This window comes from Arthrobacter sp. P1_C12_2, from assembly GCF_056406415.1.
In genome coordinates this window covers 276,731-292,438 of record NZ_JBFUAF010000001.1, presented here as the reverse complement: position 1 = coordinate 292,438, position 15,708 = coordinate 276,731, and the positions used below count along the sequence as shown (strand labels likewise).

14 protein-coding genes and 2 riboswitches are annotated in these 15,708 nt (G+C 65.4%); of the genes, 12 read left to right on the top strand and 2 right to left on the bottom strand.

Features of this window, described 5'->3' with window-relative positions:
- The first annotated feature begins 3 nt into the window (after nucleotides 1-3).
- Nucleotides 4-309: a hypothetical protein gene (locus AC1DZQ_RS01405; RefSeq protein ID WP_476961791.1), complete on the top strand. Its 306-nt coding sequence runs from the start codon at nucleotides 4-6 to the stop codon at nucleotides 307-309.
- Between the two features lie 110 nt (nucleotides 310-419).
- Here the strand turns inward: AC1DZQ_RS01405 and AC1DZQ_RS01400 are convergent, their stop codons facing one another.
- Complete coding sequence (locus AC1DZQ_RS01400; protein WP_476961790.1) at nucleotides 420-1,259, bottom strand: hypothetical protein; 840 nt, start codon at nucleotides 1,257-1,259, stop codon at nucleotides 420-422.
- A 574-nt stretch (nucleotides 1,260-1,833) separates the two neighbouring features.
- Between AC1DZQ_RS01400 and AC1DZQ_RS01395 the strand changes: the two genes are divergently transcribed.
- From AC1DZQ_RS01395 to purU, 11 genes are all read left to right on the top strand, one after another.
- Nucleotides 1,834-2,214 carry a hypothetical protein gene (locus AC1DZQ_RS01395; RefSeq protein WP_476961789.1) on the top strand — a complete coding sequence of 127 codons (381 nt, stop codon included), beginning with the start codon at nucleotides 1,834-1,836 and terminating at the stop codon, nucleotides 2,212-2,214.
- 469 nt (nucleotides 2,215-2,683) lie between these two features.
- The gene (locus tag AC1DZQ_RS01390) at nucleotides 2,684-2,893 is read left to right on the top strand and encodes a hypothetical protein (RefSeq protein ID WP_476961788.1); all 210 of its coding nucleotides are present in this window, start codon (nucleotides 2,684-2,686) and stop codon (nucleotides 2,891-2,893) included.
- A gap of 144 nt (nucleotides 2,894-3,037) precedes the next feature.
- A riboswitch (glycine riboswitch) is annotated at nucleotides 3,038-3,135 on the top strand.
- 1 nt (nucleotide 3,136) lies between these two features.
- Nucleotides 3,137-3,245: riboswitch (glycine riboswitch) on the top strand.
- Nucleotides 3,246-3,297: 52 nt separating this feature from the next.
- Complete coding sequence (gene gcvP / locus AC1DZQ_RS01385) at nucleotides 3,298-6,162, top strand: aminomethyl-transferring glycine dehydrogenase (protein WP_476961787.1); 2,865 nt, start codon at nucleotides 3,298-3,300, stop codon at nucleotides 6,160-6,162.
- Nucleotides 6,163-6,172: 10 nt separating this feature from the next.
- Complete coding sequence (gene gcvT / locus AC1DZQ_RS01380; protein WP_476961786.1) at nucleotides 6,173-7,309, top strand: glycine cleavage system aminomethyltransferase GcvT; 1,137 nt, start codon at nucleotides 6,173-6,175, stop codon at nucleotides 7,307-7,309.
- A gap of 57 nt (nucleotides 7,310-7,366) precedes the next feature.
- Nucleotides 7,367-7,750, top strand: coding sequence for a glycine cleavage system protein GcvH (gcvH, locus tag AC1DZQ_RS01375; RefSeq protein ID WP_476961785.1), 384 nt, complete (start codon nucleotides 7,367-7,369; stop codon nucleotides 7,748-7,750).
- Nucleotides 7,747-9,072, top strand: coding sequence for a serine hydroxymethyltransferase (gene glyA, locus AC1DZQ_RS01370; RefSeq protein WP_476961784.1), 1,326 nt, complete (start codon nucleotides 7,747-7,749; stop codon nucleotides 9,070-9,072). The genes gcvH and glyA overlap by 4 nt, the downstream gene beginning before the upstream one ends.
- A gap of 116 nt (nucleotides 9,073-9,188) precedes the next feature.
- Nucleotides 9,189-10,601: an L-serine ammonia-lyase gene (locus tag AC1DZQ_RS01365; protein WP_476961783.1), complete on the top strand. Its 1,413-nt coding sequence runs from the start codon at nucleotides 9,189-9,191 to the stop codon at nucleotides 10,599-10,601.
- A 13-nt stretch (nucleotides 10,602-10,614) separates the two neighbouring features.
- On the top strand, nucleotides 10,615-11,622 hold the full coding sequence (gene lipA, locus AC1DZQ_RS01360; RefSeq protein WP_476961782.1) for a lipoyl synthase: 1,008 nt from the start codon (nucleotides 10,615-10,617) through the stop codon (nucleotides 11,620-11,622).
- 59 nt (nucleotides 11,623-11,681) lie between these two features.
- Nucleotides 11,682-12,518 carry a methylenetetrahydrofolate reductase gene (locus AC1DZQ_RS01355; protein WP_476961781.1) on the top strand — a complete coding sequence of 279 codons (837 nt, stop codon included), beginning with the start codon at nucleotides 11,682-11,684 and terminating at the stop codon, nucleotides 12,516-12,518.
- Entirely contained in the window at nucleotides 12,508-13,974 is a 1,467-nt protein-coding gene (gene cycA / locus AC1DZQ_RS01350; RefSeq protein ID WP_476961780.1) for a D-serine/D-alanine/glycine transporter, read from the top strand. The genes AC1DZQ_RS01355 and cycA overlap by 11 nt, the downstream gene beginning before the upstream one ends.
- The gene (gene purU / locus AC1DZQ_RS01345) at nucleotides 13,971-14,900 is read left to right on the top strand and encodes a formyltetrahydrofolate deformylase (RefSeq protein ID WP_476938665.1); all 930 of its coding nucleotides are present in this window, start codon (nucleotides 13,971-13,973) and stop codon (nucleotides 14,898-14,900) included. Before cycA ends, purU begins: the two co-directional genes overlap by 4 nt.
- Before the next feature lie 342 nt (nucleotides 14,901-15,242).
- Here the strand turns inward: purU and AC1DZQ_RS01340 are convergent, their stop codons facing one another.
- Nucleotides 15,243-15,707, bottom strand: a complete 465-nt coding sequence (locus tag AC1DZQ_RS01340; RefSeq protein WP_476962029.1) for an amidohydrolase family protein — start codon at nucleotides 15,705-15,707, stop codon at nucleotides 15,243-15,245.
- Nucleotide 15,708: the final 1 nt, after the last annotated feature.

Genomic DNA, 15,708 nt, shown 5'->3' with positions numbered 1-15,708 from the left:
ACGATGTTCACCCTGCAGATTAGCTATCCGGTCCGGGAATACGAGGCTTTCAAGAAAGTGTTCGACACGGATCCCGCAGGCCGCGCCGCCTCGGGCGCCCGGTCTGTCCGCTTGTTCCGGGATACCGAGGACCAGAACAGCGTGGCAGTGCTCCTTGACTTCGACACCAAGGATGCCGCGACCGGCTTTCTGGAAAAGTTGCGCAGCCAGGTGTGGGACAAACCCGACGTGATAGGGCAGCTGATGACGGCAGCGCCGACAGCCAGGATTCTGGAAGAGGTGGCCCGCGAGGGCCAAGGTGCCGGCTGACCGCTGAGAATACGGTGGTCCTCGTCGGATGAGCCAGCCGCCACAACACCACCGCCCGGCCCCGCCATCCCTAACAGATTCCTATCGGTCCTTAGTCCCTATCATCGCCATCACGGTGCGGGCTGCTCGGCCGATCCTGAATCCGAGGACACCTCGGGCTGCAGGGTCTGTTCGGTTGCGGGGGCGGGGTCCGGGCTCTGGCCGGTTTCGGGGGCAACGTCCGCCGGCGTGGTATCGCTTGGTGCGCCGGCTCCCGGCACTTCGGTTCCGGCCGAGCCGCTGTCCGCGCCACTGGGGCTACCGTCCGTGGTCAGGCCATCTTTTTTGTTGGCGCCTTGCTCGACTTGCCCAGGCACTTGCGCGACTTGCCCAGGTCCTTCATTCACGTCCTTAGTCGATGCGTCCGTCCCGTCCGGGACAGTCGGATTGCCGCTCAATGCTGTGCCCAGCGTCGTCGTGGGCCCGGTCGCACCGCCGTCGATGCTCGAGTTCGACGAGACAAGGCTGGAGATGGGCTTATTTGTTCCGAATTCGAGTGCAGTGACACCGACCATGGCGATAACGAATGCGGCAGCACTGACCACCCCGACCTTGATCCAGGTCTTGGGGGTGAACTGCCTCTTCAGCCGTTTGGCTCGAGGTTCGTCGCTCTCGGGCGGAGCGCTGGCGGCCAGCATGTCGCCGTCGTCAGCGGGCAGTCCGCCCCTGCGTCGCTTTGGGATTTTCGTCAATGCCACGGTGGCTGCCGAACTGAGTGTCCGCGCATAGAGAGCGGCGCCCACCGTGGCAACGATAGAGCCGAGTGCGGCGCCGATAAGCGTCCCGGCAACGCCTAGGAAGGACCCCACCAAGGCAGAGGTCACCGCGGCCAGCGCCGAGCCAATAGTCTGGGTGCCACTTAGCCCGAGGAGCTGTTTCGGCTTGTCTTCATTAGCGGAGTCTGCAGGCATCTTCAAACACATTTCAGTCAGGTAATGTTACGAACAGATAACTTTACCTGCCCGCGGCTGGCTCCCGGCTGCCGCCGTAATAATTTGAGACGCTTCTCACGGACAAGAGGAGGGTCAAGGTTCATGCCATCGAGGCGACCGGTGGAGGTCGAGAAGTGTCGATGATCTAGGGACGTCGGGACCGAGGCTGAAGAATTCGAGGAACAACTCCTGCTGGCCCGCGCCGCAGCCCGCATCGATCGTTGTCGTGAAGGCCCAGTGCCGGGGCCGGAGGTTGCGCGGCCCTTTGCCGCGTGCATAGGCGATCCTCAACACAACCTATTGACGTGAGGCAACAGCGGGCGTTGACTGGAAAGGTGCCCCGGGCAATTATCCCGGAAATGACATCGGTCCTGTAGACGCGGACCGATGACCGCCGGTCTCGATCCCGGGCGGACAATTCCACTGACTATCAAGCCGACGTCCCGGTTCCCTGCCCAGGATCGCGTCCAGGGATGCGGATCCTGCCGACGCCATTTCTGGAGTGCATCGGTGGGAGAAGCGGAAACGTCGACCCCTTCGAAGGACCAAGTTCATGAACAAGGCTATGCGCATCATCGGAACAACTGCTGCGACGGCCGCGTTGGGCCTGGGCGCCAGCGCCGTGCCTGCCAGTGCTGCCGTTACAACCTCCACCGTTTCCTGGAACCAATCTTCGTTCGAGCACCGGCATCAGATGCGGGACAACAACCGGCACGATGCCGGACGTGGCTGGTGGGACGGCGATAGCCGCTGGCACGACCACTCTGACGGGTGGGGCTGGCGCGACGACAACGGGAATTGGCGTGACGACAACGACCACAACGGCTCATGGACGGGACGGGACGGCTGCCGTCACGACAAGGATGGGTTCTGGGACCATAACGGTCACCGGCATGACCACAACAAGCGCCACCACGGCTCGGGCACCTGGTGACCGGACACTTCTGAGAGTCTCGGGAGCAGGAATCAACGGGAGGGCGGGACGATTTCCCGCCGTCCCGCTCGTTGTTGTCCTCACACCGGACGACGGCGGGCCCCGCGTCCTGCCCGCCACAGATCCGCAAGGGCGTCCGCCCGGACAGTGTGTCGAATTAGCTACGGCTCGGACCTCGCGCTTGTCGGGGATCTCGGAAGATATTCACGAAACGGGAGAGATGTTCCCGAGGAAGTTCCCATCCGTCGAAGTCTGCTGCAACGGCGGCGCTTTCCGCCTTGCGGGCTGCTCTGAGGGTCGGTTACCTCAACCTGGAACTGGCGGCGGCCATGTGGGTTGCGTTTCCTCGTGACGAAGCCTCCAGCCTCCAGCCGGGTCAGGACGCGGCCTAGGGTCTGGCTTTGAACGGTGGACCGTTGCGGCGAGCTGTTCTTGGTTCATGTGGTGCGGGGCCCCGGCCTTGAGGGCGATGACTGCGGCGCCTGGCCCCACCCTCACCAACATCGTGACCACCAGGGGATCCCAGCGCGGCCGAACGCCTCGGCCCGCTGATGCAGGCCACCGTCCCACGCCCGCCGCGGCGCAGCTCGCCGCCTCCATCACCTTCCTGCTCAGCGACGACGGAACCAACGTCAACGGCGCCATCCTCGCCTCCGACGGCGGCTGGTCCGCACTGTAGGGGAGCGGCACTAAACGCCAGCGGACGACGGCGGGGAGTCCCGCCGTCGTCCGCGGGAACAGCGACTCAATTGAAATAAATTTTGCATCCTGCCCGGCAACCAGATAAATTGTGAGCTGTGTCACCGACCAGTGGCACAGCTTATGATCTGCGGCGGGAGAGTCCTGCCGGTACGTTCAGCAGGCGCCGTAGGAGCAAATCCTCCCCAGGAATCTCTCAGGCCCACGTACCGCCGCGGCAAGGCAACTCTGGAAAGCAGTCCGGGCAACCGGGCTCACCGACGGTGCAAGTGGCGCGCTGCTGAACAGCAGGGCAAAACGGAAACTCTCAGGTCCAATACAGAGCGGGGAGGAACCCGAATCATCGTGGCGTTTTGATGCCACCTGAATTATGGAGTTCCTCTCATGACGGTTCAATCGTCCCCGTCCACCTTCGCAGACCGCCACATCGGCGCCCGCCGCCAGACCGACATCGACACCATGCTCAAGGCTGTCGGCTACGACAGCGTTGACGGCCTCGTTGACAACGCGGTCCCCGATTCCATCCGCCAGGAAAAGCCCCTCACCCTGGACAGCGCCCTCAGCGAAGTCCAGGTGCTGGCCGAACTGCGCAAGCTCGCCTCCAAGAACAAGACCGCCGTGCAGATGATCGGCCAGGGCTACTACGACACCGTCACCCCGCCGGTGATCCGCCGCAACATCCTCGAAGCCCCGGCCTGGTACACCGCCTACACGCCCTACCAGCCGGAAATCTCCCAGGGCCGGCTCGAGGCGCTGCTGAACTTCCAGACCATGGTCCAGGACCTCACCGCGCTCCCGGTCGCCAACGCCTCGCTGCTCGACGAGGCCACCGCCGTCGCCGAGGCGGTGCTTCTCATGCGCCGCGCCAACAAAAACAAGTCCGCTGCCGGGGCCAAGACCGTCCTCGACGCCGACTGCCTCCCGCAGACCATCGCGATCGTCAAGGGCCGTGCCGCAGCGCTGGGCTTCGAGGTGCAGGTCGCCGACCTCTCCGCCGGTCTGCCCGACGGCGACATCAACGGTCTCGTCCTGCAGCAGCCGGGCGTCTCCGGCCGGGTGTGGGACCAGTCCGGCGTGATCGCCGAGGCCAAGGAACGCGGCGCACTGGTCACCGTCGCCGCCGACCTGCTTGCCCTCACCCTGATCACCCCTCCGGGCGAGCAGGGTGCGGATATCGCCGTCGGCTCCACCCAGCGCCTGGGCGTGCCGCTGTTCTTCGGCGGCCCACACGCGGCCTACATGGCGGTGCGCGAGGGCATGGAACGCACGCTCCCCGGCCGCATCGTCGGCGTCTCCAAGGACAACGCCGGCGTCCCGGCCTACAGGCTGGCCCTGCAGACCCGCGAACAGCACATCCGGCGCGAGAAGGCCACGTCCAACATCTGCACCGCGCAGGCATTGCTGGCCATCGTGTCCTCCTTCTACGCCGTCTACCACGGCCCTGACGGACTGAAGGCCATCGCCGAGACCGTCCACAACAACACCCGCGCCCTCGCCGCCACGCTGAAGATCGTCGGCCGCGAACTGGCGAGCGACTCCTTCTTCGACACCCTCACGGTCCGTGTGCCCGGCAAGGCCGCCAAGGTCATCGCCGCCGCCGAGGCCCGGGGCATCAACCTGCGGCTCATCGACGCGGACACAGTTGGCGTGTCCGTCGATGAAACCACGACGCCGGAGGTCCTCTCCGCGGTCGTCGTCGCCTTTGGCGCCGGTCCACTGGTGGAGGCCAAGGGCTTCGAGCTGCCCGAGACGGTGCTGCGCACCTCCGACTTCCTGCAGCACCCGGTCTTCAACACGCACCGCTCCGAAACCCAGCTGCTGCGCTACATCCGCAAGCTCTCGGACCGGGACCTCGCCCTGGACCGCACCATGATCCCGCTGGGCTCCTGCACCATGAAGCTGAACGCCACGGCCGAGATGGAAGCCATCTCCTGGCCGGAGTTCGCGTCCATCCACCCGTTCGCGCCGGACTCCCAGACCGAGGGCTGGCGGGAACTCATCGGCGGCCTCGAAGCTGACCTCGCCGAAATCACGGGCTACGACCAGGTCTCCATCCAGCCCAACGCCGGCTCGCAGGGCGAACTCGCCGGCCTGCTGGCCATCCGCGGCTACCACCTCTCCCGCGGTGACGCCCAGCGCAACATCTGCCTCATCCCGGCTTCGGCCCACGGCACCAACGCGGCCTCGGCTGTGCTGGCCGGCATGAAGGTGGTTGTGGTGGCCACGGCTTCGGACGGCACGATCGACCACGCCGATCTTCAGGCGAAGATCGAGCTGCACAAGGACGTCCTCTCGGCGATCATGATCACCTACCCGTCCACCCACGGGGTGTACGACGCCGACGTCCGCGAGGTGTGCGATTCCGTGCATGCGGCCGGCGGCCAGGTCTACGTCGACGGCGCCAACCTCAACGCCCTCGTCGGGCTGGCCCAGCCGGGCAAGTTTGGCGGCGACGTTTCGCACCTGAACCTGCACAAGACCTTCTGCATCCCGCACGGCGGCGGCGGACCGGGCGTTGGCCCGGTTGCCGCAAAAGCGCACCTGGCGCCGTTCATGCCAGGGGACGCGAACAAGGCGCACGACGCCGGCGCTATCGAACCAGGAACTGGTGCTGCGATCTCCGCTTCACGTTACGGATCCGCCGGTGTCCTGCCGATCTCCTGGGCGTACGTGAAGCTGATGGGCGGCCAGGGCCTCACCGAGGCCACCAAGTCCGCGCTGCTCGCGGCGAACTACATCGCATCCCGGCTGGATGAGCACTTCCCGGTGCTCTACACGGGGGAGAGCGGCCTGGTGGCCCACGAGTGCATCCTGGATTTGCGGGAACTCACCGCCAGGACCGGCGTCACCGCCGAGGACGTGGCCAAGCGCCTCATCGACTTCGGCTTCCACGCCCCCACGCTGTCCTTCCCCGTGGCCGGCACCCTGATGGTGGAGCCCACCGAGTCCGAGGACCTTGCGGAGATCGACCGTTTCATCGAGGCGATGATCACCATCCGCCAGGAGATCGACCAGGTCGCCAACGGCGATTTCACGGTGGAGAACTCCCCGCTGCGCAACGCACCCCACACGGCAGCCGCCGTCGTCAGCACCGACTGGACCCGCGAGTACCCGCGTGAGCAGGCCGCATTCCCCGTCCACACACTCAGGCAGGACAAGTACTTCCCGCCGGTCGGACGCATCGACGGCGCCGCCGGAGACCGCAACCTGGTCTGCTCCTGCCCTCCGCTTTCCGAATTCGAGAACTAAGGATTTTCTGATGAGTGAGAACTACACCGCTCTCTACGAGCAGCACAAAAAGGCCGGCGCCTCCTTCACGGACTTCGGCGGTTGGCAGATGCCCCTCAAGTACGAATCGGAACTGGCCGAGCACCACGCTGTGCGCAACGCCGCGGGCCTGTTCGACCTCTCCCACATGGGCGAAGTCTGGGTCAGCGGCCCGGACGCCGCGGCGTTCCTCGACTATGCCCTGGCCGGGAAGCTGTCGGCGGTCTCCGTCGGCAAGGCGAAGTACTCGCTGATCTGCCAGGAAGACGGCGGCATCATCGATGACCTCATCTCTTACCGCCGCGGCGAGGACAAGTACCTGGTGGTCCCCAACGCAGGCAACGCCAAGGTCGTGGCCGCGGCACTGGCCGAAAGGGCTGGTTCTGCCCAAGAAGGCGGGTTCGACGTGACGGTGGAGGACGTTTCCGCCGAGATCTCGCTGATCGCCGTCCAGGGCCCGAACGCCGAAGCCATCCTGCTGACGCTGGTCCCGGCCGGGCAGCATGTCCTGGTCACCGAGCTGAAGTACTACGCTGCGGTTGAGGTTCAGATCAACGGACAAGATCTGCTCCTCGCCCGCACCGGTTACACCGGCGAGGACGGCTTCGAAATTTACATTCCCAACGGGGACGCCGCCGGCCTCTGGGAAGCACTGCTGGAAACCGGTGCCAGCCGCGGGCTCATCCCCGCCGGCCTGGCCTGCCGTGACTCGCTGCGTTTGGAAGCCGGCATGCCGCTCTATGGCAACGAACTCTCCCGCGAAGGCAACCCGTACGCGGCAGGCCTGGGCCCGGTCGTTTCGCTCGCCAAGGAGTCGGACTTCGTCGGCAAGGCCGCCCTGAGCGAGCTCAAGGCAGCCGGCGCCGGCTCCACGGCCGGCCGCAAACTCGTGGGCCTCAAGGGCCTGGGCCGCCGTGCCGGCCGCAGCCACTACCCGGTCCTCAAGGACGGCAACGTCGTCGGCGAAGTGACCTCCGGACAGCCCAGCCCCACCCTCGGCTACCCGGTCGCGATGGCCTACGTCGACATCGAATTCACCGAGCCCGGCACAGCCCTGGACATTGACCTCCGCGGCAAGGCGGAGCCTTTCGAAGTTGTCGCACTGCCGTTCTACAAGCGCCAAAAGTAGCCGGCCGCCGCCGGCTGAGCCTGCCGAAACCACATACGAACTTAAGGATTGAGATAAATGAGCAAAGTTGTAGCCGAACTGAAGTACTCCGCTGAACACGAGTGGGTTGCTGCCGACGGATCGGGCCCTGCAGGAATTGGGATTTCGGCCGTGGCTGCCGATGCCCTGGGCGACATCGTTTACGTGGACCTGCCGGAAGTTGGGTCGACGGTGACCGCGGGGGAGACCTGCGGCGAGGTGGAGTCGACCAAGTCTGTCTCGGACCTTTACGCGCCGGTCACCGGCGAGGTGGTGGAGATCAATGACGCCGTCGTTTCCGATCCGGCGCTGATCAACAGCGATCCGTACGGTGCCGGCTGGCTGTTCAAGGTCGCCGTGACCGAAGAAGGCCCACTGATGTCGGCCCAGGAGTACGCGTCCAAGAACGGTGGCGAGCTGTGAGCCCCGCAGCGACGGGTACCGTCGCGTTTGAGCAGGTCGTTTCCGCGAGCCTGGACGCGGACCTGTCCGCGCTGGATCCGGAGATCGCGGCGAAGATCGACGCCGAGCTGTCCCGCCAGCGCGACGGCCTGGAGATGATCGCCTCGGAGAACCACACCGCCAGGGCAGTGATGCAGGCGCAGGGCTCCGTGCTGACCAACAAGTACGCCGAGGGCTACCCGGGCAGGCGCTACTACGGCGGCTGCGAGCACGTTGACGTGATCGAACAGCTCGCGATCGACCGGGTCAAGGCTTTGTTCGGCGCGGACTACGCGAACGTGCAGCCGCACTCCGGTGCGCAGGCCAACGCCTCCGTGATGCATGCCCTGATCCGTCCGGGCGACACCATCATGGGCCTGAACCTGGCGCACGGCGGGCACCTGACCCATGGCATGCGGATCAACTTCTCCGGCCGGCTCTACAACGTGATTCCGTACCAGGTCCGTGAAGAGGACCACCGGATCGACATGGCCGAGGTCGAGGCCCTGGCCCTGGAGCACAAGCCGGCGCTGATCGTTGCCGGCTGGTCCGCGTACGCCCGCCAGCTCGACTTCGCTGAGTTCCGCCGGATCGCGGACTCGGTGGGCGCGTACCTGATGGTGGACATGGCGCACTTCGCCGGGCTGGTCGCGGCCGGGCTGCACCCGTCCCCGGTGCCGCACGCCCACGTCACCACCTCCACCACGCACAAGACCCTCGCCGGTCCGCGCGGCGGCATCATCCTGTCCAACGACGCCGAGATCGCCAAGAAGATCAACTCGGCGGTGTTCCCCGGCCAGCAGGGCGGGCCGCTGGAGCATGTCATCGCCGGCAAGGCCGTGGCGTTCAAGATCGCCGCGTCCGAGGAGTTCAGGGAGCGCCAGGAACGTGTCCTGGCCGGCGCCAGGATCCTCGCCGAGCGCCTGGTCCAGCCGGACGTGACCGCCAAGGGCATCAACGTGATCTCCGGCGGCACCGACGTGCACCTGGTCCTGGTGGACCTGCGCGACTGCGAACTCAACGGCCAGGAAGCCGAGGACCGGCTCGCGGCGATCGACATCACCGTCAACCGCAACGCCGTCCCGTTCGATCCGCGCCCGCCGATGGTCACCTCCGGGCTGCGCATCGGCACCCCGGCGCTGGCGACCCGCGGCTTCGGCGAGGCGGCCTTTACCGAGGTGGCGGACATCATCGCCGAGGCCCTGACCGCCGACGCCGGCGCGGACCTCTCCGGTCTGCGTTCCCGGGTGGAGGCCCTCGCCGCCGCCCACCCGCTCTACCCCTCGGTTGCGAACCTCGCCTAGCGCTCAATGGGCGCATCATCGCACCGGTCCAGGGTCATTGGGGGGCCGGGACCGGTGCGGTGAGCCCGCCTCTAGTCATTGACCATCATTCTCTTTCTCCGCGGAAGGTACGCATCATGGCAGTTGGAGCCTTCGACCTCTTTTCCATCGGAATAGGGCCATCCAGTTCGCACACCGTTGGCCCCATGCGGGCCGCCGCCGTGTTTGCTGAAGAACTCAAGTCCCTCGGCAAGCTGGCGGAGGTGGCGTCGCTGCGGGTGGACCTTTACGGCTCGCTCGCTGCCACTGGCCACGGCCACGGCACCATGACCGCCATCCTGCTGGGCCTGGAGGGCTTCCACCCCGAGCAGATCCTCCCCGAGGAAGTGGAGGACCGGCTGGCCGCGATCGCCGGGACCGGCACGCTGCAGCTGGGCGGGGCTGTGTCCCTGCCGTATGGGGTGAAGGATATGGTCCTGCGGCCGCTGACCATCCTGCCCCGGCACACCAACGGCATGACGTTCACGGTTTCCGGTGCCGACGGCGAGGCGCTGCACCAGGCCACGTTCTTCTCCGTCGGCGGCGGCTTCATTGTCCGTGAAGGCGAGGAGGACGCGGCGCAGCAGGAGCTCGACGAATCCAAGAAGGAACTGCCGTTGCCGTTCCGCACGGCCGCCGAACTGCTGGAACACTGCCGGAAGACCTCGCTGAGCATCAGCGAGGTGATGCGGATCAACGAGGAGGACAGTCGGACGGAAGAGGAGATCCGGGAGGGCCTGCTGCACATCTACTCCGTGATGGAAGGCTGCGTCGAGGTCAGCCTCAAGCGCGAGGGGCTGCTGCCCGGCGGGCTCAAGGTCCGCCGCCGCGCGCCCGACTGGCACGAGCGGCTCCTGAAGGAAACCCGCGGCCAGGACCCCGACTACCGGGACCCGAAGTACTGGCAGGAATGGGTCAACCTGATCGCGCTGGCCGTGAATGAGGAGAACGCCTCCGGTGGGCGCGTGGTCACCGCCCCCACCAACGGCGCCGCCGGCATCATCCCGGCCGTGCTCTACTACGCGCTGCACTTCGCCCCCGGCATGGACAAAGCCACCCAACAGGACCGGGACGACGTGGTGGTCAAGTTCCTGCTGACCGCCGCCGCGATCGGGGTGCTCTACAAGGAGCAGGCCTCGATCTCCGGCGCCGAGGTCGGCTGCCAGGGCGAGGTGGGCTCGGCGTCGTCGATGGCGGCCGCCGGCCTGGCCGAAGTCATGGGCGGCACCCCCCAACAGGTGGAGAACGCCGCGGAAATCGCGATGGAGCACAACCTGGGCCTCACCTGCGATCCCATCGGCGGGCTCGTCCAGGTCCCGTGCATCGAACGCAACGCGATCGCCGCCGCCAAGGCCATCAACGCCGCCAAAATGGCGCTCTGGGGCGACGGCACGCACCGGGTCTCCCTCGACGAGGTCATCGTGACCATGCGCGAAACCGGCAAGGACATGAGCTCCAAATACAAGGAAACGGCCATGGGCGGCCTCGCCGTCAACGTCGTCGAATGCTGAAGGAAAGAGAACTATGACACTGGCACCAGAAGGCCGGAAGATGCTGCGCATTGAGCAGCGAAACGCGGCCACACCGGTGGAACGGAAGCCGGAATGGATCAAGGCCAAGGTCCAGATGGGCCCGGAGTTCGTCCAGCTCAAAAACCTCGTCAAGAAGGAGGGCCTCCACACGGTGTGTGAGGAGGCCGGCTGCCCGAACATCTTCGAATGCTGGGAAGACAAGGAAGCCACCTTCCTGATCGGCGGCTCCGAATGCACCCGGCGCTGCGACTTCTGCCAGATCGACACCGGCAAGCCCTCGCCCGTGGACATGTTCGAGCCCACCAAGGTGGCCCGCTCGGTCCAGGCCATGCAGCTGCGCTACGCCACCGTGACCGGYGTGGCCCGCGACGACCTCGCCGACGAGGGCGTCTGGCTSTACGCCGARACGGTCCGCAAGATCCACGAACTGAACCCGGGCACCGGCGTCGAACTGCTGATCCCGGACTTCTCCGGCAAGCCCGAGCACATCGCGGCGATCTGCGACTCCAAACCCGAGGTCTTCGCCCACAACGTCGAAACCGTGCCCCGGATCTTCAAGCGGATCCGCCCGGCGTTCCGCTACGACCGCTCCCTGGACGTCATCACCCAGGGCCGCAAGCTCGGCATGGTGACCAAGTCCAACCTGATCCTGGGCATGGGCGAGACCCGCGAGGAAATCTCCGAGGCGCTGCGGGACCTGCACGAGGCCGGCTGCGACCTGATCACCATCACCCAGTACCTGCGCCCGTCCGAGCGGCACCTGCCGGTGGACCGCTGGGTCAAGCCACAGGAATTCGTGGACCTGCAGAACGAGGCGGACGAGATCGGCTTCCTCGGCGTCATGTCCGGACCCCTGGTGCGTTCCTCCTACCGCGCCGGCCGGCTCTGGGCCACCGCGATGCGCAAGAAGGGCTGGGAAATCCCGGCCGAGCTCGCGCACATCGAAAGCTCGGGCAGCACCCGCCAGGAAGCCAGCTCGCTGCTCGCGGCTACGGCCTGAACAACCCAGCCCTGATACCCAAAACCTGATGCCCAAAACCTGATGCATTGAGAGGACCAATGATGTTCCCCATCAGAATAGAAATCATCCCTTCCGAGGGAATCGTTGAGCAGGTCACGGATCTGGTGCCGGTGACCACCACGCTCACGGTTACCTGCCTGCCCCATCACGGCATCGAGCGGACCATGCGTACTGCCGTGCAGCTTGGCGTGCTGGGCTACACCGTCATTCCGCACCTCGCCGCGCGGAGCCTGCGTGACCGGGCCGAGCTGACCCGAATCCTCCGCGACTGTGATGCTGCCGGCATCCGCGAGGTGTTTGTCATCGGCGGGGACCGGAAGCAGCCGGCCGGCCCGTACGAGTCCGCCCTTCCTCTGCTGGAGGACATCGCGCAGTACTCAGGCGGGTTGATGCGGGCAGGCATTGCGGGCTACCCGGAGGGCCACCCCTCCGCCGGGCCCGTGGACTTGCTGGACGCGCTCCTGGCAAAGCAGCACCTGGCCTCGCACGTTGTGACCCAGATGTGCTTCGCTCCGGAGAAAATCCTTGATTATGCGGCGCTCCTGCGCCGCGAAGGCGTTGAGCTGCCCGTCTGGGCTGGGGTGGCAGGGTCCGTGCCCCGGACCAAGCTGGTCTCCCTGGCGACGCAGATCGGCGTCGGAAGTTCCCTTAAGTTCCTGAGCCGGAAGGGCCCGCTGGCCCGCAAACTCCTGAGCGGCGACCTCTACTCGCCGCAAAGCCTGGTGTCCGGGCTGGAAAGCCAGCCCGGCAACCTCGCGGGCATCCATCTCTACAGCTTCAACAGCCTTGACTCGGTTCCCGGCGGACCGGGTCAGGCGCCCACCCCAGCAGCACTCCAGACAGCATTGATTCGAGGAGCAGCACGTGACAACTGAAACCGTAACTTCCCACCAGGAACCGCATCTTGAGCGGCAGCTCAGCAACCGGCACATCCAGCTGATCGCCATTGGCGGCGCCATCGGCACCGGCCTGTTCATGGGCTCGGGCAAAACCATCTCCGCGGCCGGACCCTCCGTCATCTTCGTCTACATGATCATCGGCTTCATGCTCTTCTTCGTGATGCGGGCCATGGGGGAGCTCCTGCTGAGCAACCTGAACTACAAATCCTTCAGCGACTTCGCAGCGGACCTCCTCGGGCCCTGGGCCGGCTTCTTCACCGGATGGACGTACTGGTTCTGCTGGGTGATCACGGGAATTGCGGATGTCATCGCCATTGCCGGCTACTCCAAGGAACTCTGGCCGGGGCTGCCGCTGTGGATCCCGGGCCTGGCCACCGTGGCCATCCTCCTGCTCCTGAACCTCACCACGGTGAAGGCGTTCGGCGAGACGGAGTTCTGGTTCGCGCTGATCAAGATCGTCGCTATCGTGGCGCTGATCGTGGTGGGCCTGTTCATGATCTTCAGCGGGTTCCAGTCCGACGCCGGCCCTGCCAGCTTCACGAATCTGTGGAGCCACGGCGGTTTCTTCCCGAACGAGTTCATGGGTTTTGTGGCCGGCTTCCAGATCGCAGTGTTCGCCTTTGTGGGCATTGAGCTGGTGGGCACCACCGCCGCGGAGGCCAAGGATCCGGAGAAGAGCCTGCCGAAGGCCATCAACTCCATCCCCATCCGCGTGCTGCTCTTCTACGTGGGCGCACTGATCATCCTGATGTCTGTCACTCCCTGGACCCAGTTCCAGGCTGGCCACAGCCCGTTCATCGCCATGTTCTCCCTGGCAGGGCTCGGAGCCGCGGCAACGATCGTGAACCTCGTGGTGCTCAGCTCGGCCATGTCCTCGGCCAACTCCGGCATTTACTCCACGTCGCGCATGGTCTACGGGCTGGCCCAGGAGGGCGACGCGCCGTCAGTGTTCAGCAGCCTGTCCCGGCGTAAGGTCCCGCAGAACGCGCTGTTCCTGTCCTGCGTTCTCCTGCTCTCCGGCGTGGTGCTGATGTACGCCGGACAGGACATCGGCAAGGCCTTCGACATGGTGACCACCGTGTCGGCCGTCTGCTTCGTGTTCGTGTGGTCCATCATCCTGGCCAGTTACCTGGCCTTCCGCCGTCGCCGCCCGCACCTGCATGACGCGTCCAAGTTCCAGATGCCCGGCGGAATCCCCATGGTCTGCGTGGTCTTCGCGTTCTTCGCCTTCGTCCTCTGGGCGTTGACCACGCAGCCGGACACACTTCTGGCACTCCTGGTCACGCCGGTCTGGTTCATCCTGCTCGGCGCCGCGTGGTTCGTGCTGCGCCGGCGCCCCGCGCACCTGGCCCGCTATGCACGGTTCCAGGCTGAGCTCGCGCAGGAAGAGGCATCAGCTGTTGCGCGAGAGTTTGAGAAGGTGAAGAAATGACCGCAGAGACCCCAAACAGCTCCGAGCCTGCAGCTGTGGAAACCGGTGCCACGGCAGAGCATGTCCTGACCGTCGACTGTGCGGAGTCGCCGGGCATCGTCCACGCGGTCTCGGGATTCTTGCTCGACCACGGCTCCGACATCCTGGACATCAAGCAGTACGGGGACAAGGGGCAACGGCACTTCTTTATGCGCGTCCACTTTTCCTCGGGTTCCTCCTCCGACTCCTCCTCAGGGCAGGATTCCTTCAGCACCGAGGACCTGCGCCGCGACTTCACGCCTGTGGCCGAAAAGTGGGAGATGAATTGGCAGCTGGAACCGCACGGCCGCAAACGCCGTGTCCTGGTGATGGTGTCCAAAATGGGCCACTGCCTCAACGATCTACTCTTCCGGGCACGCACCGGCGACATCCCGGTGGAAATCGTGGCGGTGGTGTCCAACCACCGCGACCAGGAGGGCCTGGTCCAGTGGCACGGCATCCCGTTCTTCCACCTGCCAGTCACCAAGGACACCAAGCCCGAGGCGGAGGCCCGGCTAATGGAGCTGGTGGACGCCTTCGACGTGGAACTCGTGGTCCTGGCCCGTTACATGCAGGTCCTGAGCGATGAGCTCTCGGCTCAGCTGGCGGGACGGACCATCAACATCCACCACTCGTTCCTGCCCAGCTTCAAAGGCGCAAAACCGTACCACCAGGCCTACGACCGCGGCGTCAAGACCGTGGGCGCCACGGCTCACTACGTCAACGCCGAACTCGACGAGGGCCCGATCATTTCCCAGCAGGTCATCGATGTGGACCACACATACACCGCTGATGACCTGGTGGCGGTGGGCCGGGATGCCGAATGCGCGGCCCTCCGCAACGCCGTCCGCTGGCATTGTGAAGGCAGGATCCTGCTGCTCGGCAACCGCACCGTCATCTTGCGGTAGGCCATGAAACCGACAAATGTGCCACGCTGGCGCCCAGTGTCGTGGAACGCCTTGCCCGTCGGACAGCCGGTGAGGCTCTCGAAGCCCCGGAAGCGCGCTGATCGGCAGTTGCGCAGGGAAACCTGGGCTGTCATTCTCGCGGCCGGTGCCCTGTTGGCAGTGATCCTGTGGCAGGCACTGTCCTATGGAAACTGACAAAACGCCAGCGGACGACGCCGACTGGGCTCCATAGAAGGTCAAGACGACGGCATCAGAGTCCGTCGAATTCAGACTGGTTCGATTTTGCTGGGCCGGGGTTCAACATGATGTCCGTTTTGTTTGCTCGGGATCTCGGGCCGGCGCTCAGGGGAGCGCGTACACACGGCGGGCGTTGTCGCGTGCGACGAGGTGCACGATCCTGCGGGCATCCGCCTCGGAACAGTCGTCGTCGTCGATCCATCCGCCGACTACCTTGGTGATGGCGTTGCGCCACAGTCTCGCTCCGAGGTAGTGAAGTTCGGCCGGGCCGAATGCGTCGGAGGAGTAAAGAATCTTCGTGAAGGGAGCCAGTTCGAATGAGCGGGCCACCAGATCACGGCTCCGCGACCCGGTGAAGTTCACGGCAAGGCCCACATCGATGTAGACGTTTTCAAAGGCGTGGGCCAAATAGCCGGCTTCGCGCTCGAACGGATAGCAGTGAAGCAGCATGATTGGTGTGTCCCGGACATCGGGGGGACCGGAGAAAGTCCAAGAGGTACAGGGGATTGGCTTTGTGGAGGTCCAGTCGCGGTCACCGAATCCAACATGGAACTGCAGCGGAAGCCTCATC